General features: G+C 70.7%; 22 protein-coding genes. 9 read left to right on the top strand and 13 right to left on the bottom strand.

The genetic code is table 11. From position 1 onward, the window contains the following. Positions 1 to 5: 5 nt before the first annotated feature. Entirely contained in the window at positions 6 to 575 is a 570-nt protein-coding gene (locus tag ACZ6WN_RS06090; protein ID WP_465863360.1) for a hypothetical protein, read from the bottom strand. A gap of 59 nt (positions 576 to 634) precedes the next feature. On the opposite strand from ACZ6WN_RS06090, the gene deoC reads away from it, so the two are divergent. Continuing rightward, positions 635 to 1,276 carry a deoxyribose-phosphate aldolase gene (gene deoC, locus ACZ6WN_RS06085; RefSeq protein ID WP_465863516.1) on the top strand — a complete coding sequence of 214 codons (642 nt, stop codon included), beginning with the start codon at positions 635 to 637 and terminating at the stop codon, positions 1,274 to 1,276. A 47-nt stretch (positions 1,277 to 1,323) separates the two neighbouring features. Next, entirely contained in the window at positions 1,324 to 1,935 is a 612-nt protein-coding gene (locus ACZ6WN_RS06080; protein ID WP_465863359.1) for a uridine kinase family protein, read from the top strand. Here the strand turns inward: ACZ6WN_RS06080 and ACZ6WN_RS06075 are convergent. After that, positions 1,910 to 2,989, bottom strand: coding sequence for an adenosine deaminase (locus ACZ6WN_RS06075; protein ID WP_465863358.1), 1,080 nt, complete (start codon positions 2,987 to 2,989; stop codon positions 1,910 to 1,912). The two genes, ACZ6WN_RS06080 and ACZ6WN_RS06075, sit on opposite strands and share 26 nt — an antisense overlap. A gap of 35 nt (positions 2,990 to 3,024) precedes the next feature. Between ACZ6WN_RS06075 and ACZ6WN_RS06070 the strand changes: the two genes are divergently transcribed. Next, a complete protein-coding gene (locus tag ACZ6WN_RS06070) occupies positions 3,025 to 3,480 on the top strand; it encodes a MaoC family dehydratase (RefSeq protein WP_465863357.1) in 456 nt (151 codons plus the stop codon). A gap of 6 nt (positions 3,481 to 3,486) precedes the next feature. On the opposite strand, the gene ACZ6WN_RS06065 is transcribed toward ACZ6WN_RS06070, so the two are convergent. The 3 genes from ACZ6WN_RS06065 to ACZ6WN_RS06055 all read right to left on the bottom strand — a co-directional run bounded on the left by ACZ6WN_RS06065 (position 3,487) and on the right by ACZ6WN_RS06055 (position 6,320). Further along, positions 3,487 to 4,530 (bottom strand): S66 family peptidase, encoded by a 1,044-nt coding sequence (locus ACZ6WN_RS06065; RefSeq protein WP_465863355.1) that lies wholly within the window; start codon positions 4,528 to 4,530, stop codon positions 3,487 to 3,489. Positions 4,531 to 4,605: 75 nt separating this feature from the next. Next, positions 4,606 to 5,889: a thymidine phosphorylase gene (locus ACZ6WN_RS06060; protein WP_465863354.1), complete on the bottom strand. Its 1,284-nt coding sequence runs from the start codon at positions 5,887 to 5,889 to the stop codon at positions 4,606 to 4,608. 17 nt (positions 5,890 to 5,906) lie between these two features. Further along, on the bottom strand, positions 5,907 to 6,320 hold the full coding sequence (locus ACZ6WN_RS06055) for a cytidine deaminase (RefSeq protein ID WP_465863352.1): 414 nt from the start codon (positions 6,318 to 6,320) through the stop codon (positions 5,907 to 5,909). Positions 6,321 to 6,499: 179 nt separating this feature from the next. On the opposite strand from ACZ6WN_RS06055, the gene ACZ6WN_RS06050 reads away from it, so the two are divergent. The 4 genes from ACZ6WN_RS06050 to ACZ6WN_RS06035 all read left to right on the top strand — a co-directional run bounded on the left by ACZ6WN_RS06050 (position 6,500) and on the right by ACZ6WN_RS06035 (position 11,749). Then, complete coding sequence (locus ACZ6WN_RS06050) at positions 6,500 to 7,588, top strand: BMP family lipoprotein (RefSeq protein ID WP_465863351.1); 1,089 nt, start codon at positions 6,500 to 6,502, stop codon at positions 7,586 to 7,588. Positions 7,589 to 7,683: 95 nt separating this feature from the next. Continuing rightward, the gene (locus ACZ6WN_RS06045; protein ID WP_465863349.1) at positions 7,684 to 9,198 is read left to right on the top strand and encodes an ABC transporter ATP-binding protein; all 1,515 of its coding nucleotides are present in this window, start codon (positions 7,684 to 7,686) and stop codon (positions 9,196 to 9,198) included. Further along, on the top strand, positions 9,195 to 10,457 hold the full coding sequence (locus ACZ6WN_RS06040; RefSeq protein WP_465863348.1) for an ABC transporter permease: 1,263 nt from the start codon (positions 9,195 to 9,197) through the stop codon (positions 10,455 to 10,457). Before ACZ6WN_RS06045 ends, ACZ6WN_RS06040 begins: the two co-directional genes overlap by 4 nt. Before the next feature lie 5 nt (positions 10,458 to 10,462). After that, positions 10,463 to 11,749 carry an ABC transporter permease gene (locus ACZ6WN_RS06035; protein WP_465863347.1) on the top strand — a complete coding sequence of 429 codons (1,287 nt, stop codon included), beginning with the start codon at positions 10,463 to 10,465 and terminating at the stop codon, positions 11,747 to 11,749. Here ACZ6WN_RS06035 and ACZ6WN_RS06030 read toward each other — a convergent pair. Together ACZ6WN_RS06030 and meaB are read right to left on the bottom strand one after the other, a co-directional pair. Next, entirely contained in the window at positions 11,746 to 12,930 is a 1,185-nt protein-coding gene (locus ACZ6WN_RS06030; protein WP_465863346.1) for an amidohydrolase, read from the bottom strand. The two genes, ACZ6WN_RS06035 and ACZ6WN_RS06030, sit on opposite strands and share 4 nt — an antisense overlap. Positions 12,931 to 12,942: 12 nt before the next feature. Further along, positions 12,943 to 13,941 (bottom strand): methylmalonyl Co-A mutase-associated GTPase MeaB, encoded by a 999-nt coding sequence (meaB, locus tag ACZ6WN_RS06025; protein WP_457165465.1) that lies wholly within the window; start codon positions 13,939 to 13,941, stop codon positions 12,943 to 12,945. Between the two features lie 100 nt (positions 13,942 to 14,041). On the opposite strand from meaB, the gene ACZ6WN_RS06020 reads away from it, so the two are divergent. Then, positions 14,042 to 15,028 (top strand): LLM class F420-dependent oxidoreductase, encoded by a 987-nt coding sequence (locus tag ACZ6WN_RS06020; RefSeq protein ID WP_465863345.1) that lies wholly within the window; start codon positions 14,042 to 14,044, stop codon positions 15,026 to 15,028. Here ACZ6WN_RS06020 and ACZ6WN_RS06015 read toward each other — a convergent pair whose 3' ends face one another. The 3 genes from ACZ6WN_RS06015 to ACZ6WN_RS06005 are packed head-to-tail and all read right to left on the bottom strand — an operon-like array spanning position 15,029 to position 20,768. After that, the gene (locus ACZ6WN_RS06015; protein WP_465863344.1) at positions 15,029 to 16,729 is read right to left on the bottom strand and encodes a serine/threonine-protein kinase; all 1,701 of its coding nucleotides are present in this window, start codon (positions 16,727 to 16,729) and stop codon (positions 15,029 to 15,031) included. Between the two features lie 53 nt (positions 16,730 to 16,782). Beyond that, complete coding sequence (gene scpA / locus ACZ6WN_RS06010) at positions 16,783 to 18,981, bottom strand: methylmalonyl-CoA mutase (protein WP_465863343.1); 2,199 nt, start codon at positions 18,979 to 18,981, stop codon at positions 16,783 to 16,785. Beyond that, complete coding sequence (locus ACZ6WN_RS06005) at positions 18,978 to 20,768, bottom strand: methylmalonyl-CoA mutase family protein (protein ID WP_465863342.1); 1,791 nt, start codon at positions 20,766 to 20,768, stop codon at positions 18,978 to 18,980. Before ACZ6WN_RS06005 ends, scpA begins: the two co-directional genes overlap by 4 nt. Positions 20,769 to 20,857: 89 nt before the next feature. On the opposite strand from ACZ6WN_RS06005, the gene ACZ6WN_RS06000 reads away from it, so the two are divergent. Beyond that, a complete protein-coding gene (locus ACZ6WN_RS06000) occupies positions 20,858 to 21,298 on the top strand; it encodes a hypothetical protein (protein WP_465863341.1) in 441 nt (146 codons plus the stop codon). Here the strand turns inward: ACZ6WN_RS06000 and ACZ6WN_RS05995 are convergent. The 3 genes from ACZ6WN_RS05995 to ACZ6WN_RS05985 form a co-directional block, all read right to left on the bottom strand. Further along, a complete protein-coding gene (locus tag ACZ6WN_RS05995; RefSeq protein ID WP_465863340.1) occupies positions 21,295 to 21,648 on the bottom strand; it encodes a DUF1707 SHOCT-like domain-containing protein in 354 nt (117 codons plus the stop codon). The two genes, ACZ6WN_RS06000 and ACZ6WN_RS05995, sit on opposite strands and share 4 nt — an antisense overlap. Further along, on the bottom strand, positions 21,645 to 23,189 hold the full coding sequence (locus ACZ6WN_RS05990) for a sulfatase-like hydrolase/transferase (RefSeq protein WP_465863339.1): 1,545 nt from the start codon (positions 23,187 to 23,189) through the stop codon (positions 21,645 to 21,647). The genes ACZ6WN_RS05995 and ACZ6WN_RS05990 overlap by 4 nt, the downstream gene beginning before the upstream one ends. Before the next feature lie 132 nt (positions 23,190 to 23,321). Beyond that, positions 23,322 to 24,845 (bottom strand): sulfatase-like hydrolase/transferase, encoded by a 1,524-nt coding sequence (locus ACZ6WN_RS05985; RefSeq protein WP_465863338.1) that lies wholly within the window; start codon positions 24,843 to 24,845, stop codon positions 23,322 to 23,324. Positions 24,846 to 24,882: the final 37 nt, after the last annotated feature.

The following is a 24,882-nucleotide window of genomic DNA, read 5'->3' as shown; positions in this document are numbered from 1 at the left end:
GGGAGCTAGAGCACCAGCAGGACCACGAAGACGACGGCCACCGTGACGGTGACCGCGATCAGCGGCCAGTCCCAGCTACGGCGTACGTCCTCGGCGAGGGCGAACTGCTCGTCGGAGTCGCGCTTGATCCGGCGCCGGTCGCGGGCGTCCTGGGCCAGCGCGTTGAGCCGGTCCTCGATGAAGTCGGCGTGGTTGCTCAGCGGCTGATGGTCACGCTTGGCTCCCTTGACCGCCTCCCGCATCGGACGCCCGACGGCGCCGCTGACGAAGGTGCGGCCGCCCGCGTAGGCGCCGAGGGTGCGGCCGACCGAGACGCTCTCCAACGCGGCCATCGGGAAGCGCACCGTGGAGAAGAGGTGGTGGAGCACGAAGTCTCCCTCGCTGACCCCGACCCTGGTGCGGATGAACGCGGCGTACGCCACCAGCGCGAAGAGCACGCCGCCGGCCGTCGTCTCGGGGTGCCAGCCGGTGGCGGCATCGATCACGATGACCGCGACCGCGGCCCCTACCGAGAGGAAACCCCAGGCAGAGCTGCTGGAGTTCCGGAACCACTCCTCGGGCTGATCGTCATTCACGGCGCAAACCTTAGCCCTCGTATGCTGACCACGTGCCTACCCCCGCAGACATCGCGAAGATGATCGACCACACCCTGCTCAAGCCCGAGGCGACCCATGCCGACGTCGAGGCGCTGATCGCGGAGGCCGCCGAGCTCGGCACCTACTCGGTGTGCGTCTCGCCGTCGATGCTCCCGGTCACGGTGCCCGACGACCTGAAGGTCGCCGTCGTGTGCGGCTTCCCGAGCGGCAAGCACCTCTCCTCGGTCAAGGCCGCCGAGGCCGCGGCCGCGGTCGAGGCGGGCGCCGACGAGGTCGACATGGTGATCGACATCGGTGCCGCGAAGGAGAAGCGCTACGCCGACGTGGAGGCCGACATCTCCGCCGTGCGTGCCGCGGCCCCGGCCCCGACGGTGCTGAAGGTGATCATCGAGTCCGCCGCGCTGGCGGACGACGAGATCGTGGGTGTCTGTCAGGCCGCCGTCCGGGCCGGTGCGGACTTCGTGAAGACCTCCACCGGCTTCCACCCGGCCGGTGGCGCGTCGGTCGAGGCGGTCGCGCTCATGCGCAAGACCGTGGGCCCCGACCTGGGCGTCAAGGCGTCCGGCGGCGTCCGCACCCTGGAGCAGGCCGAGGCCATGATCGCCGCCGGCGCCACCCGGCTGGGCGTGTCCGGATCGCGGGCTCTGCTCTCCGGCGCGGCGCCCGCGGCGGGCTACTGACGCCGCCGACTGAAAGAAAAGTTTCTTTCACGGGATAATCAACTCCCGTGCATGCTCAGGTCATCGTCCTCGCCGGTCCCTCGGGGGCCGGGAAGTCCCGTCTCGCCGAGCGGCTGGGGCTGCCGGTCCTGCGGCTGGACGACTTCTACAAGGACGGCTCCGACCCCTCGCTCCCCCGGATCACCGAGGGTCCGAACGCCGGCCTGGTCGACTGGGACCACCCCGACTCCTGGCACCCCGACGACGCCATGAAGGCGATCACGGCGCTGTGCGAGACGGGCACCGCCGACGTACCCGTCTACGACATCGCCCACGACGGCCGCACCGGCTGGCAGTCGCTGACCCTCGGCGACGAGCCGTTCTTCGTCGCCGAGGGGATCTTCGCCCAGGACATCGTGGCCGGGTGCCGCGAGGCGGGACTGCTGGCCGCCGCCTACTGCGTCACCCACTCACCGACGGTGACCTTCTGGCGCCGGCTCACCCGCGATCTGCGCGAGCGCCGCAAACCACCGTTCGTGCTGGTCAAGCGGGGCCTGGCGCTCATGCGCGCGCAGCCGCAGGTCGTCGCGGACGCGGTCGCCAAGGGCTGCACCGCGGTCTACCCGAAGCACGGCTACATCGCCGTCGAACGACTCACAGGGCCGCGTACGCGTCCTTGATCTCGTGGATCAGGTCGACCCGCTCGTCGTAGGGCAGGAACGCGGACTTCATCGCGTTGGTCGTCAGCCGCTGGAGCTCGGGCAGCCCCCAGCCGAAGGCCTCCACGATGCCGGCCATCTCCGCCGACATCGAGGTGCGTGACATCAGCCGGTTGTCGGTGTTGACGGTCACCCGGAACCCGAGGTCGTAGAGCAGCCCGATCGGGTGCTCGGCGATCGACTTCGCCGCCCCGGTCTGCACGTTGGAGCGCGGACAGAGCTCGAGCGGGATCCGCCGGTCCCGGACGTACGCAGCGAGCCTGCCGAGCCGCGGCGCCTCGCCCTCCTCGAGGGTGATGTCGTCGACGATCCGTACGCCGTGACCGAGCCGGTCGCAGCCGCAGGGGTGCACCGCCTCCCAGATCGACGGCAGCCCGAAGCCTTCGCCGGCGTGGATGGTGAAACGCATGTTGTCCGCGGCCAGCTGCTCGAACGCCGCCAGGAACCGGCTCGGCGGGAAGCCCTTCTCCGGCCCGGCGATGTCGAACCCGGCCACCCCGCGGTCGCGCCAGGCCACCGCGAGCTCGGCGATCTCGGCGGCACGGGCGGCCTGCCGCATGGCGGTGAGCAGCTGGCGTACGACGATCTTCCGGCCGCTCGCCGCGACGGCCGCCGTGCCTTCGTCGAACCCAGTCTGGACGGCCGCGACCACCTCGTCCAGCTCACGGCCGTTGGCCAGATGGAGCTCCGGCGCCCAGCGGACCTCGGCGTAGACGACGCCGTCCGCGGCCAGGTCCTCGACGCACTCGCGAGCAACCCGGGTCAGCGCGGGCAGCGTCTGCATGACCGCCAGCGTGTGCGCGAAGGTGTCGAGGTAGCGCTCCAGCGACCCCGAGTCCGCGCTGCTCACGAACCATTCCTCCAGCGCGACCGGATCGTCCTGGGTCCCCTCCGGCAGCCGGTGACCGACCTGGGCGGCGAGCTCGACGAGGGTCGAGGGACGTACGCCACCGTCGAGGTGGTCGTGGAGCAGCACCTTCGGCGCTGCCTTGATCTGCATGTCGGACGGTTCCATGGGCTCATTATTCCGTATGCCGCTAGATTCCGGGGGTGCGCACATTCACCACTCTCGAAGAAGTCTCCGACGCCGCAGGCACCGAGATCGGCACCGGCGAATGGCTCCAGGTCGACCAGGACCGCGTCAACGCCTTCGCTGACGCCACCGGCGACCACCAGTGGATCCACGTCGACGAGGAGCGGGCGAAGGCAGGCCCGTTCGGGGGCACCATCGCCCACGGCTACCTGACGCTGTCGCTGATCCCCTACCTCGGGGTGAGTGTCTACTCGCTGGAGACCCCGGGGGCGAAGCTCAACTACGGCCTCAACAAGGTCCGGTTCCCCACCCCGGTGCTGGTCGGGTCCCGCATCCGCCCGGTCATCAGCTTCGGCGAGGTCACCGAGCTTCCGACCGGGCTGCAGCTCGTCGTGAAGACGACGATCGAGATCGAGGGCTCGGCCAAGCCCGCCTGCGTCGCGGAGTCGGTCGTGCTCCTGCTGGACTCCTGAGCCCGCTCAGGAGTAGTCGGCCCACAGCCGCTGGGTCGTGCCGTCGACGGTCATCTCGCCGCCGTAGGGCACGATCCACTGCGGTCGGGTGTGCCCGAACGGCGGACCGACGACGACCACCGCGTCGGAGTTGTAGCGAGCGACGGTCTCGATCGCCGCGTCGCGCTGCTCGGCACGCTTGGCCGCGCGCTCCTCGGCGCTGGGCTTCCGCCCAAAGTCTGAGGTCGGCGGGCGCGCGACGACGACCGCGTCGATCGCCTCGAGCAGTCCGCGCTCGCCCAGCGAGCGCGTGATCCAGGCGAACTCCTGAGCCGGGATGAGCTCCTCGGAGGTCTCCAGCAGGAGTACGCCGCCCTCGAGCACTCCCGGGTCGGCTGGGAAGCGTCCGGCGGCGAGCGCCCACTGGAGGATCTCGATGCAGCCACCCCAGGTGCGCCCGGTCACCTCACGGGCCGGCCCGGCCCAGGTCCACGGCTCGGTCGTCTCCCGCTCGCCGTACTCGGTCAGCGCGCGTGGGTCGTTCCAGTCGCGGCCCATGTCCTCGGACTCTCCCGGCTCGGTGATCTCGAGGGTTTCGCCGGTGAGGAGCGCAGCCTTGAGCGAGGCCTCGTGGATCGGGTCGAGCCCCGGCCCGGGTCCGAGGTGGACCTGGGTCGAGCCGCCGTGGAACGCGGCGACACCGTTGGTCCACAGCCAGTTGAGCAGGTTGGTGTTGTCGCTGTAGCCGAGGAACGGCTTCGGGTCGGCCCGCACGAGGTCGGCGTCCAGGTGCCCGATCACGGTGATCTGGTCCTCACCCCCGATGGTCGCCAGCACCGCCCGGATCTCCGGGTCGGCGAACGCGGCGTTCACGTCCGCCGCCCGCTCCTGCGCCGACGCCCCGACCTTCCGGGTCGTCGGGTACTCCACCGGCACCAGTCCGGTCACCTCGGCCAGCCGCGACAGCGCCTGCTCGTGGATCGCCGGCGCCACCCCGGGCGCGGCGAACGAGGGTGACAGCACGGCGACCTTGTCGCCCGCAGCGGCCTTGGGTGGCTTGATGATCTCCATGACCGAAGTCTGGCCTCCGGCCGTCCCCTGGGGCGACTGGTTATCCCCCGCCCTCCGCTCGACCAGCGGGAGGCGTCAGCCGATCCGGTCGAGGATCAGCGGCGTCGCCGCGTACGCAGCCCCGTCCCCGATCTGGTAGCCACCCTCCAGCGCGGCCAGGGCGCGGTCGAAGCGCTCGGGCGTGTCGGTGTGGAGCGTGAACAGCGGCGCACCGGCAGCGACCTCCTCGCCCGGGCGGGCGTGCCAGGTCACCCCGGCGCCCGCCTGGACGGCGTCCTCCTTCCGCTCGCGCCCGGCGCCGAGGCGCCAGGCGGCGAGGCCGACGGCCATCGCGTCGAGCCGGGTGAGGACGCCGGATGTCGGCGCGGTGACGACGTGGGTCTCACGAGCGACCGGCAGCGGCGCCGACGGGTCGCCACCCTGGGCAGAGATCATCGCGCGCCAGACGTCCATCGCCTTGCCGGAGGCGAGCACGTCGGCCGGGTCGGGGCCGGACATCCCGGCTGCGGCCAGCATCTCCCGGGCCAGCGCGACGGTGAGCTCGACGACGTCGGCGGGGCCACCGCCGGCGAGGACCTCGACGGACTCGGCGACCTCGATCGCGTTGCCGGCGGTCAGACCGAGCGGGGTGGCCATGTCGGTCACGAGCGCGACGGTGTTGACGCCCGCGTCGGTGCCGAGGTCGACCATGGTGCGCGCCAGCTCCTGCGCCGACTCCAAGGACTTCATGAACGCCCCGGCGCCGACCTTGACGTCGAGCACCAGCGCCCCGGTGCCCTCGGCGATCTTCTTGGACATGATCGAGGAGGCGATCAGCGGGATCGACTCGACGGTGCCGGTGACGTCGCGCAGCGCGTAGAGCTTGCGGTCGGCCGGGGCCAGTCCCTCGCCGGCCGCGCAGATCACCGCGCCGACCGAGCCGAGCTGGGCCAGCATCTCCTCGTTGGACAGCGACGCCCGCCACCCGGGGATCGACTCGAGCTTGTCGAGGGTGCCGCCGGTGTGGCCGAGCCCGCGTCCGGACAGCTGCGGCACGGCGACGCCGCACGCGGCGACCAGCGGCGCCAGCGGCAGCGTGATCTTGTCGCCCACGCCCCCGGTGGAGTGCTTGTCGGCGGTCGGCCGGTCCAGCGAGTCGAACGACATCCGCTCCCCCGAGGCGATCATCGCCGCCGTCCACCGCGCGATCTCGCGCCGCGACATCCCGTTGAGCAGGATCGCCATGTTGAGCGCCGACATCTGCTCCTCGGCCACCACCCCCCGGGTGTAGGCCGCGATCATCCAGTCGATCTGCGAGTCGCTCAGCTCGCCGCCGTCGCGCTTGGCGAGGATCACCTCGACCGCATCATGCTGTGACATGGGTACCACCCTAGGCATCAGGCCAGAGCCTCCGGACCGAAGGCGTCCGGAAGGACCTCGGCCATCGTCCTCACACCCGAGACGGTCATCAGCAGCAGCTCCGCGCCGCCGTTCTCCCAGAGCAGCTGACGGCAGCGGCCGCAGGGCATGATGACCTCGCCGGAGCCGTTGACGCAGACCACATGGGTGAGGCGGCCGCCGCCGGTCATGTGCAGCGAGGAGACCAGGCCGCACTCGGCGCACAGGGTCACCCCGTAGGCCGCGTTCTCCACGTTGCACCCCTGCAGGAGGCGCCCGTCGTCGGCGTATCCGGCGACTCCCACGCGAAAGTCGGAGTAGGGCGCGTACGCATGTTTTGCGGCCTCGACGGCCTGCGCACGCAGTCCTTCCCAGTCAAAGCCCTCTGCGGCGTACGTCTGCTTCTCGGTCATGGTTCGACCTTAAAGCCTGTCCGGACAACCGAGCACAAGCTACGAGGCTTAGGCTTCGCCCAGATCAAAAGTTGGTAACCGTTCGCGTAATCCCTGGCAATGCTCGGTCTTTGGGGAGAACGTTCGGACATGAATGTCCTTTGCACCGCGGTCCGCGGGGCAACGACCTGGAGGCACCAGTGAAGAACAACATCAAGAAGGCGGCCGCCGGCGGCGTCGCCGCGGTCCTGTCCGCTGCCGCCCTCGCCGCGTGCGGCGAGGCGCCGGCCGAGCGCGCTGGGGAAGGCAACAGCGACTACCTTCCCTGCATCGTCTCCGACTCGGGCGGGTTCGACGACAAGTCGTTCAACCAGCTCAGCTTCGAGGGTGTGAAGGAAGCCGCCGACGAGCTGGGCTCGAAGTACAAGGACGTCGAGTCCAACAGCGAGAACGACTACGCCGCCAACCTCGAGGGTCTGGTCGGACAGAGCTGCGACACCATCGTGACCGTCGGCTTCGCGCTCTCGGCCGCGACCATCGAGTCCGCCAAGGCCAACCCCGAGACCGAGTACGTCCTGATCGACGACGCGGCCGACGCCGACTTCGACGGCAAGACCGACGCGGAGAACATCAAGCCGATCCTCTACGACACCGCCCAGGCCGCGTTCCTGGCCGGCTACGTCGCCGCCGACTACACCAAGACCGGCGTCGTCGGCACCTACGGCGGCCAGCCGTTCCCGACCGTGACGATCTTCATGGACGGCTTCAAGCAGGGCGTGGAGTACTACGCGAAGACGAAGAAGAAGGACGTCAAGGTCGTCGGCTACGAGGGCGGCGAGAAGGGCTCCTTCACCGGCGAGTTCGTCGCCAACGAGAAGGCCACCAACACCGCCCGCCAGATCATCGACCAGAACGCCGACGTGATCCTGCCGGTCGGTGGCCCGATCTACCAGGGTGCGCTCACCGCGATCGCCGACTCCGGCAAGGAGGTCGCCCTGATCGGTGTCGACGCCGACTTCTACGAGACCGACCCGAACACCCAGGACGTCGTGCTCACCTCGATCCTGAAGAACATGAAGACCTCCACCAAGGACGTCATCCTCGCCGCGGGTGAGGACAAGTTCGACGCGACGCCTTACGTCGGCACGCTCGAGAACGACGGGGTCGGCCTGGCGCCGTTCCACAACTTCGAGTCGAAGGTGTCCGAGACTCTCCCCGACGAGATCGAGGAAGTCACCGCCGGCATCAAGGACGGCTCGATCAAGGTCAACTCCTACCTGGCCGAATGATCTAGCTCTCACGAGCAGTGCGAGGGGGCCGGGAACCCGGCCCCCTCGCGACGTACCTCTGGAATCTCTCCACCCTGCAAGGAATGATCCGTGCCATGAGACTCGCGCTTCGCGACATCACCAAGCGCTTCGGCTCCCTGGTCGCCAACGACCACATCTCCCTGACCGTCGAGCCGGGTGAGATCCACTGCCTCCTCGGTGAGAACGGCGCGGGCAAGTCCACGCTGATGAACGTGCTCTACGGCCTCTACCAGGCCGACGAGGGCGAGATCCTCATCGACGACGAGCCGCAGCGCTTCAAGGGTCCCGGCGACGCGATGGCCGCCGGCATCGGCATGGTGCACCAGCACTTCATGCTCATCCCCGTCTTCACCGTCGCCGAGAACGTCATGCTCGGCCACGAGTCCACCGGGTTCGCCGGCCGCCTCGACCTCGACGCCGCCCGCAAGCGCGTCCGGGAGATCTCCGACCGCTTCGGCTTCCAGGTGGACCCCGACGCGCTCGTCGAGGACCTCCCCGTCGGCGTGCAGCAGCGGGTCGAGATCATCAAGGCGCTCTCGCGTGACGCCGAGGTGCTCGTCTTCGACGAGCCGACCGCCGTGCTGACGCCGCAGGAGACCGATGAGCTGATGACGATCATGCGCCAGCTCAAGGAGTCCGGCACGGGCATCGTGTTCATCACCCACAAGCTCCGCGAGGTGCGCGAGGTGGCCGACCGGATCACGGTCATCCGCCGCGGCGCGGTCGTCGGCGAGGCCTCCCCGGAAGCCTCCAACGCCGAGCTCGCAGCCCTGATGGTTGGGCGCCCGGTCGAGCTCAAGGTGCACAAGGACCCGGCGCAGCCCGGCGAGCGCGCACTCGTCGTCTCCGACCTCACGGTGGTCGACGAGGACGGCTATGTCCACGTCGACTCGATCAGCTTCCACATCGACGCCGGCGAGATCCTCGCCGTCGCCGGTGTCCAGGGCAACGGTCAGACCGAGCTCACCGAGGCCATGGTCGGCCTGGCCCCGCACGTCGAGGGCTCGATCAAGCTCGACGGCCGCGAGATCGTGGGCCGCTCGGTGCGCAAGGCGCTCGAGGCGGGCATCGGGTTCATCCCCGAGGACCGCCAGGTCGAGGGCCTGGTCGGCAACTTCACCATCGCCGAGAACCTCATGCTCAACCGCAGCTTCGACGAGCCCTTCGTCTCCCGCGGCTCGCTGAACCTCAAGAAGCTCGACGCCTTCGCCAAGGAGAAGCTGGCCGAGTACGACGTCCGCGCCCCCGGGGTCTCGACCCTGGCCGGGCAGCTCTCGGGCGGCAACCAGCAGAAGGTCGTCGTCGCCCGAGAACTCTCTCGTGACCTGCGACTTCTCGTCGCGGCACAGCCGACGCGCGGCGTCGACGTCGGCTCGATCGAGTTCATCCACCAGCAGATCGTGGCCGCGCGTGACACCGGTGTGCCGGTGCTCGTGGTCTCCACCGAGCTCGACGAGATCGCCGCCCTCGCCGACCGGATCATGGTCCTCTACCGCGGGCGGGTCGTGGGCATCGTGCCCGCCGACACCTCCCGCGACACCCTCGGCCTGATGATGGCCGGCGAGTCTCCGGAAGGGAGCGATTCGTGAGCGAGAAGGGGCCGGAGAACCAGCCGGCCGAGACGACAGAGCCCACCGAGCAGGCGGAGGGCGCGACGGCGACCGCGGCCGCCGACCGGGTGCCCGAGGCGAGCCGGTGGCACCTGGCGATGCGCGAGATCACCACGGGCAACGCGCTGGTCGCGGTGCTCTCGGTGCTGCTCGCGATGTTCGTCGGGTCGCTGATGATCCTCTTCACCGACGAGGACGTCCGCTACGGGCTCTCCTACTTCTTCGCCCGCCCCTCCGACACGTTCTTCTACGCGTGGGAGGCCATCTCGGGGGCGTACGTCTCGCTGTGGCGGGGTGCGGTCTACAACGACCTGGCCGGCACCTTCGCCCAGCAGATCAAGCCGATCACGGAGACGCTGAAGTTCGCCGCGCCGCTGACGCTGGCCGGGCTCGGCATCGGCCTGACCTTCCGCGCCGGGCTCTTCAACATCGGCGGGCGCGGCCAGATGCTGCTCGGTGGCGCCGCGGCCGCGTTCGTGGCGGTCAAGTTCGACCTGCCGATGATCGTGCACCTGCCGCTGGCCATCCTCGTCGGAGCGCTGGCCGCCGCGCTGTGGGGCGGGATCGCCGGCCTCCTCAAGGCGCTCACCGGTGCCCACGAGGTGATCGTGACGATCATGCTCAACTACGTCGGCTACTACCTGGTCTTCTACGCCCTGACCCGCAAGTCGCTGCTCCAGGCACCCGGGTCGGGCAACCCGAAGTCCTCGCCGATGCCGGACTCGGCGATCCTGCCGGACCTGCTCGGGCCGCAGTTCAACCTGCATGCCGGGTTCCTGCTCGCGGTGCTGGCGACGTTCCTGGTCTGGTGGATCCTCAACCGCTCCTCGCTCGGCTACCGGTTCCGCGCGGTCGGTGAGAACCCCTCGGCGGCGAAGGCCGCCGGCATCAACGTCGGGGCCGCCTACCTCAGCGCCTTCCTGATCTCCGGGGCCCTGGTCGGCCTGGCCGGGGTCAACCAGGTGCTCGGCTCGGTGACCGACGGCGCGACCAGCGGCCTCGACGCCGGGATCGGCTTCGACGCGATCACGGTCGCGCTGCTGGGACGGTCGCGTCCGTTCGGCATCCTGGCCGCCGGGATCCTGTTCGGCGCGTTCAAGTCCGGCGGCTTCTTCATGCAGGCCTCCGAAGGCATCCCGGTCGACATCGTCTTGGTGATCCAGTCCCTGATCGTGCTGTTCCTCGCCGCGCCGCCTCTGGTGAAGGCGATCTTCCGACTCCCCACGAAGGAGGCCTGAGGACCGTGTCCACTACTGCCGATCTGCCGGTCGACTCCGACGCACCCGTCGTCGCCGAGCGCATCCCGGGCCTGTGGAAGACACCCATCGTCATGGCGGTGTTCACCGTGCTGGTGGCGCTGCTCGTCATCGTGGCTCCGCGCACCGGTGACTCCACCTTCCGGTGGAGCCGCGAGGGCGACTGGTTCGCCATCCCCGACATCTCGCTGCCCGCCAACGGCGTCGTGTGGACGGCCGTGGTGCTCTGCCTGCTGTGCACGGCGTACGCCGCCTGGAACGCTCGCGCCGGCCGCAAGACTCCCCTGGTGCTGGTCGCGGCCTTCGCCGTCATCGCGGTGTCCGGGTTCCTGGCGTGGGCGGTCGCGGGCAAGACGCTTCCCGTGGTCGGCCTGCTGGCCGGCGCGCTGGCGCTGGCGGTTCCGCTCGTGTTCGGTGCGCTCGGCGGCGTCGTCGGTGAGCGGTCGGGCGTCGTCAACATCGCCATCGACGGCCAGCTGCTCTTCGGCGCCTTCGGCGCGGCGATCGTCGCCTCCGTCACCGGCACCCCGTGGGCCGGCCTGGTGGCCGCGATGGTCGCGGGGATGCTGGTCGCGCTGCTCCTGGGGCTGTTCGCGATCACCTACTGGGTCGAGCAGGTCATCGTCGGTGTCGTCCTCAACGTGCTCGTCATCGGCGTCACCAGCTTCATGTTCTCCCAGGTCCTCTCGGAGAACGCCGGGGCGCTCAACAACCCGCCCCACTTCCCGCGCCTGGAGATCCCGCTGCTGTCCGGCATCCCGGTGATCGGCCCGATCTTCTTCCGCCAGACGGTGCTGGTCTACCTGATGTACGCCACCGTCTTCCTCGTCGCCTGGGCCCTCTACCGGTCCAAGTGGGGGCTGCGCGTGCGCGCGGTCGGCGAGCACCCGAAGGCGGCCGACACCGTCGGCATCAACGTGATCGCCACCCGCTACCGCACCATCCTGCTGGCCGGCGCGATCGCGGGCATCGGCGGCGCCACCTACACGCTCGTCTCGGTGCCCTCCTTCGGACGGGAGATGACCGGCGGTGCGGGCTACATCGCGCTGGCCGCGGTCATCTTCGGCAAGTGGGACCCGATCAAGGCGACCCTGGCGGCGCTGCTCTTCGGCTTCGCGTCCAACGTCGAGTCCGTGCTCTCGGTGATCGGCTCGCCGGTGCCGTCGCAGTTCATGCTGATGCTGCCGTACGTCGTGACGATCTTCGCCGTCGCCGGGCTGGTCGGGCACTCCCGGGCACCGGCCGCCGACGGCGTGCCGTACCGGAAGGGCTAGCTCCCCGAACCTGCGAGGGTGCGGTGGGCGGCGGCGGCCAGGACCTTGGCGCCGACGCCCACCGCACGCTCGTCGATGCGCAGGTCGCCCTGGTGGAGGTCGTAGGTGGGACCGCCCGGGGTGCGTACGCCGAGCCGGAACATCGAGCCCGCGACCTGCTCCTGATACCAGCCGAAGTCCTCGCCGCCGAGGCTCTGCGCGGAGACCACGGCGCCTCGCTCCCCCAGCACCGTACGGACGCTCTCGACGAGGATCTGGTGGGACTCCTCGTCGTTGCTGACCGGGGGGACGCCGCGGGTGTAGTCGACGGCGGCCGTCACGCCGTAGGGCGCGATGATCTCGGCGACCACCTCGCGCACGACGTGCTCGACCTCGCTCCAGGCGTCGCTGTCGAGGATCCGCACCGTGCCGCCGACGGACCCGTGCGCGGGGATCACGTTGTGGATCTGGCCCGCCGTGACCTTGCCCCAGACCACGCTCACGCCGGCCCGGGGGTCCATCCGCCGGCTCAGGATCACCGGCAGCTCGGTGGTGACCTTGGCGAGCGCGAAGACCAGGTCGCCGGTCAGGTGCGGGCGCGAGGTGTGACCGCCGGTGCCGCTGAGGTGCACGTCGATCAGGTCGGCCGCGCTGGTCAGTGCGCCGGAGCGGAGCCCGACGCGCCCGACGTCCACGGTCGGGTCGCAGTGGAGCGCGAAGATCCGCTCCACGTCGTCGAGCGCACCCAGGCTCATCAGGTGCAGCGCCCCGCCCGGCATGACCTCCTCGGCGGGCTGGAACAGCAGGCGTACGCCACCGGGCAGCGGTGACTCGCGATGCAGGTCGGCCAGCGCGAGGCCGGCACCGAGCAGGGCCGTGGTGTGCACGTCGTGGCCGCAGGCGTGCGCGACCCCGGGGACGGTGCTCGTCCAGATGTCGGTGGTGACGTCGTCGACGGGCAGGGCGTCCATGTCGCCGCGCAGCGCGACCACGTTGCCGTCGCCACCCAGGTCGGCGATCAGACCGGTCGCCGACGGCCGGTCGACCCGCCAGCCCGCCTTCTCCAGCCGTTCGGCGATGAGCTCGGTGGTGCGATGCTCCTGCCAGGAGAGCTCCGGGTGCGCGTGGATGTCCCGGCGCAGGTCGGTCAGCTCGGCGTCGTAGGCATCGACTCGCTCGGCGAGGAAGGCAGCAGGCTCCATGGTCTGGCCAGACTAATCCTTGTCGTAGGCGGCCAGGATCCTGTCCGCGGCCACGGTCGCCGGAAGCTCGCCGGAAAGCACCTCGGCACGCACCTCGTCACGGATCGCCTTGACGCCGGCGGAGTGCTTGAGCCGCTGGTCGAGCTCGTCGCGGACGAGCGCCCAGGTGAAGTCGAGCTGCTGCTCGGCACGCTTGGTGCGCAGCCCGTCCTCACCGAGGTGGGCGCGGTGGGCCATCACCTGCTCCCAGACCGAGTCGACCCCGTCGTCGTGGAGCGCCGAGGCGGTGACCACCGGCGGCGCCCACTCCTCGCGGGAGCGCACCAGCCGGAGCGCGCCGGCGAGCTCACGGGCCGCCGCGCGCGCCTCCTGGGCTCGGTGGGGGTCGTCGGGATCGGCCTTGTTGACCGCGATCACGTCGGAGATCTCCAGGATGCCCTTCTTGATCCCCTGCAGCTGGTCGCCGGTGCGCGCGATGGTGAGGAAGAGGAACGTGTCCACCATCCCCGCCACCGTCACCTCGGACTGCCCGACGCCCACGGTCTCGACCAGCACCACGTCGTAGCCGGCGGCCTCGAGCACCGCCATCGCCTGCACGGTGGCCCGGGCGACCCCGCCGAGCGTCCCGGCCGACGGGGAGGGCCGGATGAAGGCGTTGGGGTCCACCGAGAGCCGCTGCATGCGGGTCTTGTCGCCCAGGACGGAGCCGCCGGTGCGTACCGAGGACGGGTCGACGGCCAGCACCCCGACCTTGAGTCCGTTGGCGGTCAGCCGGCTGCCGAGGGCCTCGATGAAGGTCGACTTGCCGACCCCCGGCACCCCGGAGATCCCGACCCGCACGGTGTCGCCCGCGGGGAGCTTGGTGAGCAGCTCGCGCGCGATGTCGCGGTGCTGGGGCTTGGTCGACTCGACCAAGGTGATCGCCCGTGACACCGCCGCCCGCTTGCCGTCGCTGATGCCGTCGAGAAGGTCTTGTACGTCGGGCCCTGGCATGGCCAGCACCTTAGCCAATCGGTCGAGCGCCGGGCGGCGCGGCTCGACCAGCGACCGGCCGGCGGCGCAGTGTCCGGAGGCGCGAATGACCGCCCGGCGGGGTGGGTACAGAACGATCATGACGGATCTCGGCTACACCCTGTTCACCGAGCAGAGCGGACCTCGCGACCTCGTCCGGTACGCCTCCTCCGCCGAGGACGCCGGCTTCGACTTCGAGGTGATGAGCGACCACTACTCGCCCTGGCTGAGCGAGCAGGGGCACGCGCCGTACGCCTGGAGCGTGCTCGGCGCGGTCGCTCATGCCACCTCGCGTGTGGGCCTGATGACGTACGTCACCTGCCCGACGCTCCGCTACCACCCCGCCGTGGTGGCGCAGAAGGCCGCGACCGTCCAGCTGCTCGCCGAGGGCCGCTTCCGGCTCGGCCTGGGCGCCGGCGAGAGCCTCAACGAGCATGTCGTCGGCCAGGGCTGGCCATCGATCCAAGAGCGGCACGCGATGCTGCGCGAGGCGGTCGGGATCATCCGCGACCTGCACAGCGGCGAGCTCGTCGACCACCGCGGTGAGTACTTCCAGGTCGACTCCGCCCGGATCTGGGACCTTCCCGAGGAGCCCGTCGAGATCGGGCTCGCCGTGGGCGGCGAACGCGCCATCGAGGAGCTCGCCCCGCTCGCCGACCACCTGGTCGCCGTCGAGCCCGAGGCATCGCTGGTCGACACCTGGAACGGTGTCGAGGGCGCCAAGCGGATCGGCTCCGAGGCCCGTGCGATCGGCCAGATCCCGATCTGCTGGGACCCCGACGAGGAGACCGCCGTACGCCGAGCGCACGAGCAGATGCGCTGGTTCAGCGGCGGCTGGGAGGTCAACGCCAACCTGCCCACGCCGGCCGGTTTCGCCGCGGCCACCCAGCTCGTCCGTCCCGAGGACGTCGCCCGGTCGGTGCCGTGCGGCCCCGACCTGGACGCGATCGTCGAGGCGGTCTCGGCCTACTGGAAGGCCGGCTTCACCGACGTCGCGCTGGTGCAGATCGGCGACGACACCCAGGACCGGTTCCTCGCCGAGGCCGCCCGGCCGCTGCTCGAGCGGCTCCGGGCGGCCGCGCCCTGATCACCGAGCACGCCGCAGGAGGTCGCGGAGGACGTCCGGGAGCCGGCTCGACCGAGCCTCGTCCAGGGGCGTCCACGAGACACCCGCCTGCAGCACGTACCAGGCGAGGGCGGCGGCGATGATCGCCAGGCCGACGACGGCGACGACCCATCGCTGGGACGGCGAGGAGGCGGCGCGGGCGACCGGGCCGACGGTGTCGCGGACGCGCTGCGAGGCGAGCCAGGCGGCGGACATGAACGTCATCGCGGCGGCGTAGAGCACGGCGGCCGGCGGCACGCCCAGCGCCAGGAACCCCACACCGACGGCGGCCGCGATCACGCCGGCCAGCACGGTCAGGGCCGCCGTGCCGGGGACGGCGCGCACCAGGTCCCACGGCGAGCGGACGAGTGCCCACAGGCCGTCGTACCACTTGCGTCCTCGCGCCTCGCGACGCTTCGAGAGGTGCTCGGCGGCCAGCGAGACCGCCCGCAGGAACCAGACGCCCAGGCAGAGCAGAGTGGCACCGAGGAACGGGTAGGCAGCGACGACCCCGGCGAGGATCGCGGCGAGCGCGAGCAGGACCAGGAAGTGCATCGGTCCCGGCCAGCGCCTGAGGTTGGCGTGCTTGCTGGGAGGGCTCCAGCCGGGCTCGGGCGGCGGGGCCTGGGGCGGCGGCGCCTGCGGGTCGAACCGGCGCACCACCACGGGCTCGACCGGCACCTCGGCGTCGGTCACCGCGGTCGGCGGCACCTCCTCCACCTCCGTCACGGCATCCTCGACAGCGGCGGCGTCCGGGTCGACCAGCGTCGGCTTCGGCTGCTCCGCCTCCGCCGGCGCGGCAGCCAACGGCAGCGTCACCGGCAGCACCACCGTGACCGCGGAGGCATCCGCGCCCGACCACGGCACCTCGGGCTCCATCAGCCACTCGCGCAGCTCCTCGAGCCCCGGCCGGTCCGCGGGATCCGTCGCCAGCGCGGCCGTCAGGACCTCCCGCATCGATCCCTCAATGCCGTCGAGATCGTGCTGGCCGCGGCGTACGCGATCCAGGACGGCCATCGACGGCCCGGTCCCGAACGGCGGCCGGCCCAGCAGCGCATAGGCGGTCGTGGCCGCCCAGGAGTGCACGTCGCTGGCCGGCGTCGCGGGCGTCCCCTCCAGGATCTCCGGGGCGAGATAGCCGGGCGTGCCGACCAGCCAGCCGGTGAGGGTGATCTTGGGGTCGTCGGCGACCCGGGCCAGCCCGAAGTCGATGAGCACCGGCGTACGTCCCTCCATCACCACGTTGGAGGGCTTCACGTCACGGTGCAGCACGCCGGCGTCGTGGCAGGCGGCGACGCCGCCGGCCAGGCAGCGTGCCAGCCAGAACCGGTCCTCGCCGACGACGGGTCCGTCGTCCTTGATCCGGTCGTGCAGCGTCGGTCCCGGCACGTAGCGGGTCGCGACGTAGGGAAGGTCGGCGTAGGGGTCGGCGTCGACGATCTCGGCGATCCAGGGGCTGCGCACCTGCCGCAGCGACCGCACCTCACGCTCCAGCCGAGCGCGGGTCTCCTCGTCGCCCACCACGTGCGTACGCAGCACCTTCAGCGCCACCCGCTCACCGCTCTCGTGGCGAGCGAGGTGGACGACGCCCATGCCGCCCTCACCGAGCTTGCTGAGGATCTCGTAGGCCCCGACCCTCACCAGCCCGTCCCCGGATGCCCGCCCCGGGCGTAGGTCCGTCACAGCTCTGAGGCTAGACGAGCCCTACGCCCCCGGCGAGGACATTCGCGGGTCGATCAGTGATCGAGCTGCTCCCGCAGGCGGGCGAGCAGGTCGAGAGCGGAGTCGGCGATGACGGTGCCCGGGAGGAAGACCGCGGCTGCGCCCATCTGCTCCAGCGTCGCCACGTCGTCGGGCGGGATGACCCCGCCGATGACGATCATGATGTCCGGGCGGCCCTGCTCCTCCAGCGCCGCCTTCAGCGCGGGGAGCAGCGTGAGGTGACCGGCAGCCAGCGAGGAGACCCCGACGATGTGTACGTCGGCGTCGACCGCCTGCTGCGCGACCTCCTCCGGGGTGGAGAACAGCGGGCCTACGTCGACGTCGAAGCCGAGGTCGGCGAAGGCCGAGACGACGACCTTCTGGCCACGGTCGTGGCCGTCCTGGCCCATCTTCGCGACCAGGATGCGCGGGCGGCGGCCTTCCGCCTCCTCGAACTCCTTGGTCGCCTTCAGCACCTCGGTCACCTTGGAGTCCCCCGACGTCGTCGCCTCGTCCCGGTACACACCGGAGATGGTACGGATGACGGCCTGGTGCCGCCCCCACGCCTTCTCCATCGCGTCGGAGATCTCCCCGACGGTCGCCTTCGCGCGGGCAGCGTCGACGGCCAGCTTGAGCAGGTTGCCGTCCAGATTGCCGGTACCGCTGGGCTTGCTCGTCGAACCGGCCGCGTTGGTGATGGCCTCCAGGGCCCGGCGTACGTCCTCGTCGTCGCGCTCCGCGCGCAGCCGCTCGAGCTTGGCGACCTGCTGCTTGTAGACCTGGTCGTTGTCGACCTTGAGCACGTCGAGCGGGTCCTCGGAGGGGAGCCGGAAGGTGTTGACGCCGATCAGCTTCTGGGCACCGGAGTCGAGGCGCGCCTGGGTGCGGGCGGCCGCCTCCTCGATGCGCATCTTCGGGATGCCCTGCTCGATCGCCTTGGCCATCCCACCGGCCGCCTCGGCCTCCTGGATGTGGGCCCAGGCGCGCTCGGCGAGGTCGTGGGTGAGCTTCTCGACGTAGTAGGAGCCGCCCCACGGGTCGATGATCTCGGTGGTGCCGCTCTCCTGCTGCAGCAGCAGCTGGGTGTTGCGGGCGATCCTGGCGGAGAAGTCGGTCGGCAGCGCGATCGCCTCGTCCAGGGCGTTGGTGTGCAGCGACTGGGTGTGCCCCTGAGTCGCGGCCATCGCCTCGATCGCGGTGCGGCCGACGTTGTTGAAGACGTCCTGGGCGGTCAGCGACCAGCCGGAGGTCTGCGAGTGCGTCCGCAGGGACAGCGACTTGGGGTTCGTCGGGTCGAACTGGCTCACGAGCCGGGACCAGAGCGCCCGGGCCGCGCGCATCTTGGCGACCTCCATGAAGAAGTTCATCCCGATGGCCCAGAAGAACGACAGCCGCGGCGCGAAGGCGTCCACGTCGAGGCCCGCGGCCAGGCCGGTCCGCAGGTATTCGACGCCGTCGGCCAGCGTGTAGGCGAGCTCGAGGTCGGCGGTCGCCCCGGCCTCCTGCATGTGGTAGCCGGAGATCGAGATCGAGTTGAACCGGGGCATCTTCGCGGCGGTGTAGGAGAAGATGTCGCCGATGATCCGCATCGACGCCGCCGGTGGGTAGATGTAGGTGTTGCGGACCATGAACTCCTTGAGGATGTCGTTCTGGATGGTCCCGGCGAGCTTCTCGGGCGCGACGCCCTGCTCCTCGGCCGCGGCGATGTAGAGCGCCAGCACCGGCAGCACCGCGCCGTTCATCGTCATCGAGACGGACATCTCGTCGAGCGGGATGCCGTCGAACAGCGTCCTGGTGTCGTAGATCGAGTCGATCGCGACGCCCGCCATGCCGACGTCGCCGCGCACCCGCGGGTGGTCGGAGTCGTAGCCACGGTGGGTGGCCAGGTCGAAGGCGACGCTCAGGCCCTTCTGGCCGGCAGCGAGGTTGCGCCGGTAGAACGCGTTGGACTCCTCCGCGGTCGAGAACCCGGCGTACTGCCGGATCGTCCACGGCTGGGTCGTGTACATCGTCGGGTAGGGCCCGCGCAGGAACGGGCTCAGGCCCGGGAAGGTGTCGAGCGCGTCGAGCCCTTCCAGATCCGCAGGCCCGTACGCCGGCTGGATCTCGATGCCCTCGGGGCTCAGCCACGGCTCGCCGCCGCTGATCGAGCCGCCGGAGCCGCTAGGCGGAGGCGTGTCGAGATCAACACGATCGTTCAGCGAGAACTCCTTGAAGGAATCAGGAATGCTCATGCCAGCTTCTCCCTCGTAGCGGTCAGGAAGGCGAGCGCGTCGACACCCATCGAGGCGGCGTCGTCCACCTCGGCGTCGACGGCGTCGGGCTTCCCGGCGATGATCACGTGCGTGGCGCCGGCCTCGCGGAGGGCCGCGATGGCGGCCGCACCCCACTCGGCGTACGTCTTGTCGGAACCGGCCAGGCAGACGACCGGCGGCGCGCCGGCCGCCCGGTACTTCCCGGTCAGCTCCTCGGCATCCGCGGTCGCACCCGCGACCTCGACGCCGATGCCACCGGCGGCGAGGAGGTTGGTCGCGAAGGTGGCCCGGGCGGTGTGCTGGGCGACCGTGCCGATGGTGGCGAGGAAGACCTTGGTGGCGGCGGGAGCATCGCGCAGGGCCTCGAAGGAGGCGCCGTAGCGCACCACCCGCTCGTTGAGAGGATCGCTCGGCCGCGAGGGCAGCGTCTCGGCGAGGTTGGGGAACTCGGTGAGCCCGGTGATCGGGCGCCGGCGGCGCGCGATCGCCTTCTCGCGCGCGGCGGAGACCGCGGCGATCCGGTCACGGAAGGGCGAGAAGTCGTGGCCGCCGACGGCGTTCGCCCCGGTCCACTCCTCCTCGAGCTGGATGAACGCCTCCCAGCCGGCCGCGGCCATGTCGGCGGTCAGCTGCTCGACGGCGAAGGAGCCACCGGCGGGGTCGGCGACGGCCGCGACGTGGGACTCGTCGATCAGCAGGTGGGACACGTTGCGGGCGATCCGGCGACCGAACCCGTCCGGCACCCCGTTGGCGGAGTCGAACGGCAGCACGGTCACCGCGTCCGCGCCGCCGACACCGGCGGCGAAGGCGGCGACGGTGCCGCGCAGCATGTTCACGTAGGGGTCGTACTTCGACAGCATCGGCCGCGAGCTCACCGCGTGGATGCGCATCTCGACGCCCTCGGCGCCGGAGAGCTGGAGGACGCGTGCCCACAGCTGGCGGGCGGCGCGCAGCTTGGCGATCGTCGGGAACTGCTCGTCGGTGGCCGCGTAGCGGAACTCGATGAGGCCGGCCGCGACGGCGGGCGAGAATCCGGCCTCGGTCAGCGCGCGCAGGTAGGCGACGCCGACCGCGATCGACCAGCCGAGCTCCTGGGCGTCGGAGGCGCCCAGGTCGTGCGCGGCCGTGGCGTCGACGACGATCGCGCGCACGCCGATCCCCTGGGCCAGACGGGCGAGGTCGACCAGCTCGGCGAACGCCTCGTCGGGCGCCAGCGGCAGGTCGCGCAGCAGCGCGCCCATCGGGTCGGCGCCCAGGTTGGTCGCGGCGTGCAGCCCGGTGCCACGCTCGGCGATCAGCGCGAGCAGGTTCTGGGCGACCTTGACCGCACCGATCGGTGCATCGAGCACGACCGGCGCGAGGTCGAGGAGCACCTTGTCGAGGAGCACCGCGAGGTCGGTGGTCTCGTCGGCGGCCACCCACAGCGAGGAGACCCCGCCGTCCAGGTCGACCAGGGCGGCCTCGTTGGCCGCCTTGGCGTCCACCCCGGACAGGCCGGAGACGAGCGAGCGGATGTCCCAGGCGCCGGCGCGCGTGGGGCGCGCCGCGTCGTCGAAGGACTCCCCGGGCAGGCCGAGCGGGGCGATCCGGAGTCCGTCGAGGGAGGTGCGCGTCAGCTTGTCCCAGACGAGCGAGTCTGCGTCGTCGGCCGTCAGCCGACCACTCTTGCGGAGGACGGCAGCGGTCGCCGCCTCCCACTCTGCCTGGGAATGGGCATCCGCCGGCTGGGCAAGGCGCAACGAGTCGTCGCGAGCGGCGTCGTTCATGGATCGAACCTTAGGCCGCTGACGTGGCGGTGACCACAAAGTGTGAGGTTTACAACCGCTAACTGAGACGGGTCGTTAGGTTGAGCGCCGTGAAGGTGCGCACCCCAGCCGGGCAGGTCCACCGGGTCACCCGGCGTTGGGTCCCGTGGCAGCGGAAGTCACGACGGTTGAGTCTCGACGGATTCGACGTCCCCAGCCCGCCCTCCGGGGACGATCCGATCAGCGCGATCCTCCTGGTGCTCTGGCTCGTCATCGCACTGCCGCTCCTCGTCGTCGCCCTCGCGGTCATGCTCCTGACCGGCATCGAGCTCGTCCTCCTGCTCGCGATCCTCCCCTTCGCGATCGGCGCCCGGGTCGTCTTCGGCCGCCACTGGACCGTCGAGGTACGCCGCGGCTTCACCCCCATCCACGAGGAGCGCGCGGGCAGCTGGACCGCCAGCGGCGTACGCATCAGGGAGCTGGCGCGGGAGATCGAGTCGGGCGACGTCCCGGCCGACACGCTCGCCAAGCAGTCGGCCAAGCAGTCCTAGTCGCGCCAGCGGCGCAACAGCGGCAGCCCGGTGTAGACGAGCACCCACACCGGCCAGAAGAAGCCTCGCCCGGTCACGTGCCAGGCGACGACGGCGATCGCGCCGCAGACCAGGAAGACCAGAAGATCCCGTACGAAGCGCCCGCCCGTCTCCCCGGAGGGCGCCGGATCCTCCGCACCCAGGTCGTCGACCACCGCGGCGAGATCCGCCGACCGGGTCGCGTCCCACACGGCTTCGGCACGCGACTCGAGCTCGGGCGCGTCGATCCGCCCCGCGGCGTACGCCTCGACGAGCCGCGCCCGCGCGGCCTCACGCTCGAGGTCGCCGACCCGGGTGGCGGCGCTGGTCACAGCCCCTCCAGATCGAGCGCCCGCCCGGCGGCGTACAGGTCCTTCGGGCAGGTCGAGGCGGCGCAGTCGGCGTAGCGATCGGCGAGCCTCGCGAGCGCCTTGACGGTCTCCGCGACCGACGGGTCGGCGGCGAGGTTGTGCTGCTCGTAGGGGTCTGAGGACCGGTCGTAGACCTCGACCTGGCCGGTGTGCAGGCGGGCGTAGGTCCAGGAGCCGACCCGGACGCCGGACCACAGCTGCCGGCTCCCGTCGGTCACCCGCCAGCCGGCGACCGGGATCGCACGGACCTGCTCGGGCGCGTTCAGCCACGGCATGATGTCGATCCCGTCGGACGGCCGCGGAGCCTTCGCCCCGGCCGCCGCCAGCAGGGTCGCGGCAAGGTCCGGGTTGGTGACCGGGGTCCGCACGGTCCGCCCACGCGGCACCCCGGGCCCGCTCATCAGCACCGGGATCCGCAGCGACTCGTCGTAGTGCCACAGCTTGCCGTTGAGGTTGTGGTAGCCGTTCGAGAAGCCGTTGTCGGAGGTGAAGACGACCAGGGTCCGCTTCAGCTCGCCGCTCTTCTTCAGCCCGCCCAGGAGCGAGGCGATGTTGCGGTCCAGGCTGCGGGTGGCCTCGAGACGGCGCTGGTAGGCGATCCGGAGGGCGTCCTTCTTGCGCGGGTTGAACTTCCCGCGCCCGGGCGAGCCCTTCGCATAGCCGGAGGTGTCCTCGGGGAAGAGGTTGGGACGCGCCGGGATCCGCACGTTGTCGTAGTAGCCGCGGTCCTGGGTGTCGGGCACGGTCACCGACAGGGCGGCGTCGGTCCCCGGGTAGACCTTCTTCGGGTCGTCGGGCCCCGAGGGTCCGCCGTGGTGGGGGGCGACGTAATTGACCCAGGTGAACCAGGGCTTGCCCGACCCGCGCTCGGCCGCGATCCCCGCCTTCGCGTGCTCGGTGATGACGGTCGAGGAGTAGCCCTTCGACTTGATGATCTCGCCGTTGACGCTGAACTTCGGCGAACGGAAGTTGTACGTCGAGGGATCGACGGTCGCGCGCCACTGGTCCCAGCCGGGCGGCACGTCACCGCGGCTCTCACCCTCGCCGTAGCCGTTGAGGTACTTGCCCGCCAGGATCGTCGAGTAGCCCGCGTCCTGCAGCGACGTCGCGACCGTCGAGGAGTCGTCGAAGGCCTGGTAGCCGCCGTAGGGCCCCTCGATCGTGCGCGCACCGTGGTTGTGGGCGTACTGACCGGTCAGCAGCGAGGCCCGCGCCGGCACGCAGATCGGCGTCGGCGCGATCCCCTCGGAGAAGGAGACCCCGGTCCGCTCGACCAGCTTCCGCACCTGCGGGAGGTACTCCATGTCGAGATAGGAGAGGTCATCGACCGTGACCAGCAGCAGGTTCGGCTTCTCCACGGGCCGCTCCAGAGCAGGCGTACGCGTCGGGCCCGCCGCCACGGCGGCCGGCTCGTGGACGAGTCCGGTCACCGCGAGGGCGCTCATCGCCATCGTCGCGACAGCAGCACGCCGACGACGCGTGAACAGGTTGCCACCCGGCATGACCAAACACTCCCAAGTAATACGAGTTATTTAGTCTACTTTAACGCGACGGACGGGTAGTCCGGTAGCGACCTGTCTATTACCGGCCAGTAAATGGGCAGTTCGCTACCGGACTACCCCGGAACTGCGACCTCAGAGCCCCGCCAGATCAAGCGGTCCATTCGCGGCGTACATCTTCTTGGGGCAGTCGTCGCCCGCGCAGTCGCGATACTTCTCGGCCAGGTCGGCCAGGCGCGAGACAGTTTCGGCGTGACCCGGGTCGTCGGCGAGATTCCTCATCTCGTACGGGTCGTTGGTGCGGTCGTAGAGCTCGACCCCACCGTTCTCGAGCTCGACGTACGTCCAGCGCCCCACGCGCACGCCGGACCAGAGCCGCGAGGTGCCGTCGGCGGTCGGCCACGCCTCGATCGGGACGACGCGTGTCTGCTCGGGCGCGCGCAGCCACGGCAGGATGTCGATGCCGTCGGGCTCGTGCGGGTCGCCGGCCCCGGCCGCCGCGAGCAGCGTCGTGGCGATGTCCGGGTTGGTGAGCGTGGTCGCGACCTCGCGCCCCTTCGGCACACCGGGCCCGCTCATGAGCACGGGGATCCGCAGCGACTCCTCGTAGTACCAGAGCTTGCCGTTGAAGTTGTGGTAGCCGCTGGAGAAGCCGTTGTCGGAGGTGAACACGACCAGCGTACGAGCCAGGTCACCGCTCTTCTTCAGCCCACCGAGCAGGGAGGCGATGTTGCGGTCCAGGCTGCGCGCCGACTCGATCCGCCGCTGATAGGAGAGGCGGTAGGCGTCCTTCTCGACCTGCGAGGGGTTCTTCCTCGACGGGGACCCCTTCGGGAACCTCTTGCGCGCCTCGGGGAAGAGGTTGGGCTGGCGCGGGATCGGCTTGTCGGCATAGGTGTCCCGGTCCCGTGCATCCGGCACCGGCACGCCGATCGCACCCTTGGTGCCCGGGAAGCGCTGCTTGGGGTCGCCCTTCTCCGTCGGGCCGCCGATGTGCGGCGCCACGTAGTTCACCCACTGGAACCACGGCTTCTTCCCGGCCCCGGCCTTCTTCCTGGCGTCCTTCAGCGCCGCCCTCGCCTGCTGGGTGATGACGGTGGTCGAGTAGCCCTTCGGCTTCACCAGGCGCCCGTTGACGTTGAACTTCGCGCCCAGATAGTTGTAGGTCGACGGGTCGACCGTCGCGCGCCACTCGTCCCACCCCGGAGGCAGGTCGCGTTCGCTCCCCGCTTCGCCGTACTCGTTGAGGTACTTGCCGGTGAACACCGTCGAGTAGCCCGCCTCCTGCAACGAGGTGGCCAGGGTCGCGGAGTCGTCGAAGGACGGATAGCCACCCTCGGGGCCGTGGATGGTGTGGGCGCCGTGGTTGTGGGCGTACTGCCCCGAGAGCAGCGAGGCCCGGGCCGGCACGCAGATCGGCGTCGGCGCGACCGCGTCGGTGAAGGTCACCCCGCTCTCGCCGACCAGGCGCTGCACGCTCGGCAGGTAGTCCATGTCGAGGGAGGAGAGGTCGTCGACCGTGATCATCAGCAGGTTGGGCTTGTCGACCGGCATCTCGAAGGCCGGTGTCGCGGTCGAGGGCTGCTCAGAGACGTGCTCGGCCGGCGGCTGCTGGGTCGGCGCCCGCCCACAGCCGGACATCCCCATGAGCCCAGCCACCGCGAATGCTGCTGCCGAAAGCGTCCAGACTCGTCTG

This window comes from Nocardioides sp. NPDC054178 (assembly GCF_055585005.1).
The sequence above is the reverse complement of the archived record's forward strand: the minus strand, read 5'-3'. Positions and strand labels throughout refer to the sequence as shown.

Excerpts from the sequence above, each read along its gene's own strand:
- scpA (WP_465863343.1), bottom strand. The coding sequence starts at position 18,981 with ATGAGCATTCCTGATTCCTTCAAGGAGTTCTCGCTGAACGATCGTGTT.
- deoC (WP_465863516.1), top strand. The coding sequence starts at position 635 with ATGATCGACCACACCCTGCTCAAGCCCGAGGCGACCCATGCCGACGTC.
- ACZ6WN_RS05990 (WP_465863339.1), bottom strand. The coding sequence starts at position 23,189 with ATGCCGGGTGGCAACCTGTTCACGCGTCGTCGGCGTGCTGCTGTCGCG.
- ACZ6WN_RS06020 (WP_465863345.1), top strand. The coding sequence starts at position 14,042 with ATGACGGATCTCGGCTACACCCTGTTCACCGAGCAGAGCGGACCTCGC.
- ACZ6WN_RS06065 (WP_465863355.1), bottom strand. The coding sequence starts at position 4,530 with ATGGAGATCATCAAGCCACCCAAGGCCGCTGCGGGCGACAAGGTCGCC.
- ACZ6WN_RS06055 (WP_465863352.1), bottom strand. The coding sequence starts at position 6,320 with ATGACCGAGAAGCAGACGTACGCCGCAGAGGGCTTTGACTGGGAAGGA.
- ACZ6WN_RS06045 (WP_465863349.1), top strand. The coding sequence starts at position 7,684 with ATGAGACTCGCGCTTCGCGACATCACCAAGCGCTTCGGCTCCCTGGTC.
- ACZ6WN_RS06030 (WP_465863346.1), bottom strand. The coding sequence starts at position 12,930 with ATGGAGCCTGCTGCCTTCCTCGCCGAGCGAGTCGATGCCTACGACGCC.
- ACZ6WN_RS06005 (WP_465863342.1), bottom strand. The coding sequence starts at position 20,768 with ATGAACGACGCCGCTCGCGACGACTCGTTGCGCCTTGCCCAGCCGGCG.
- ACZ6WN_RS06075 (WP_465863358.1), bottom strand. The coding sequence starts at position 2,989 with ATGGAACCGTCCGACATGCAGATCAAGGCAGCGCCGAAGGTGCTGCTC.
- ACZ6WN_RS06060 (WP_465863354.1), bottom strand. The coding sequence starts at position 5,889 with ATGTCACAGCATGATGCGGTCGAGGTGATCCTCGCCAAGCGCGACGGC.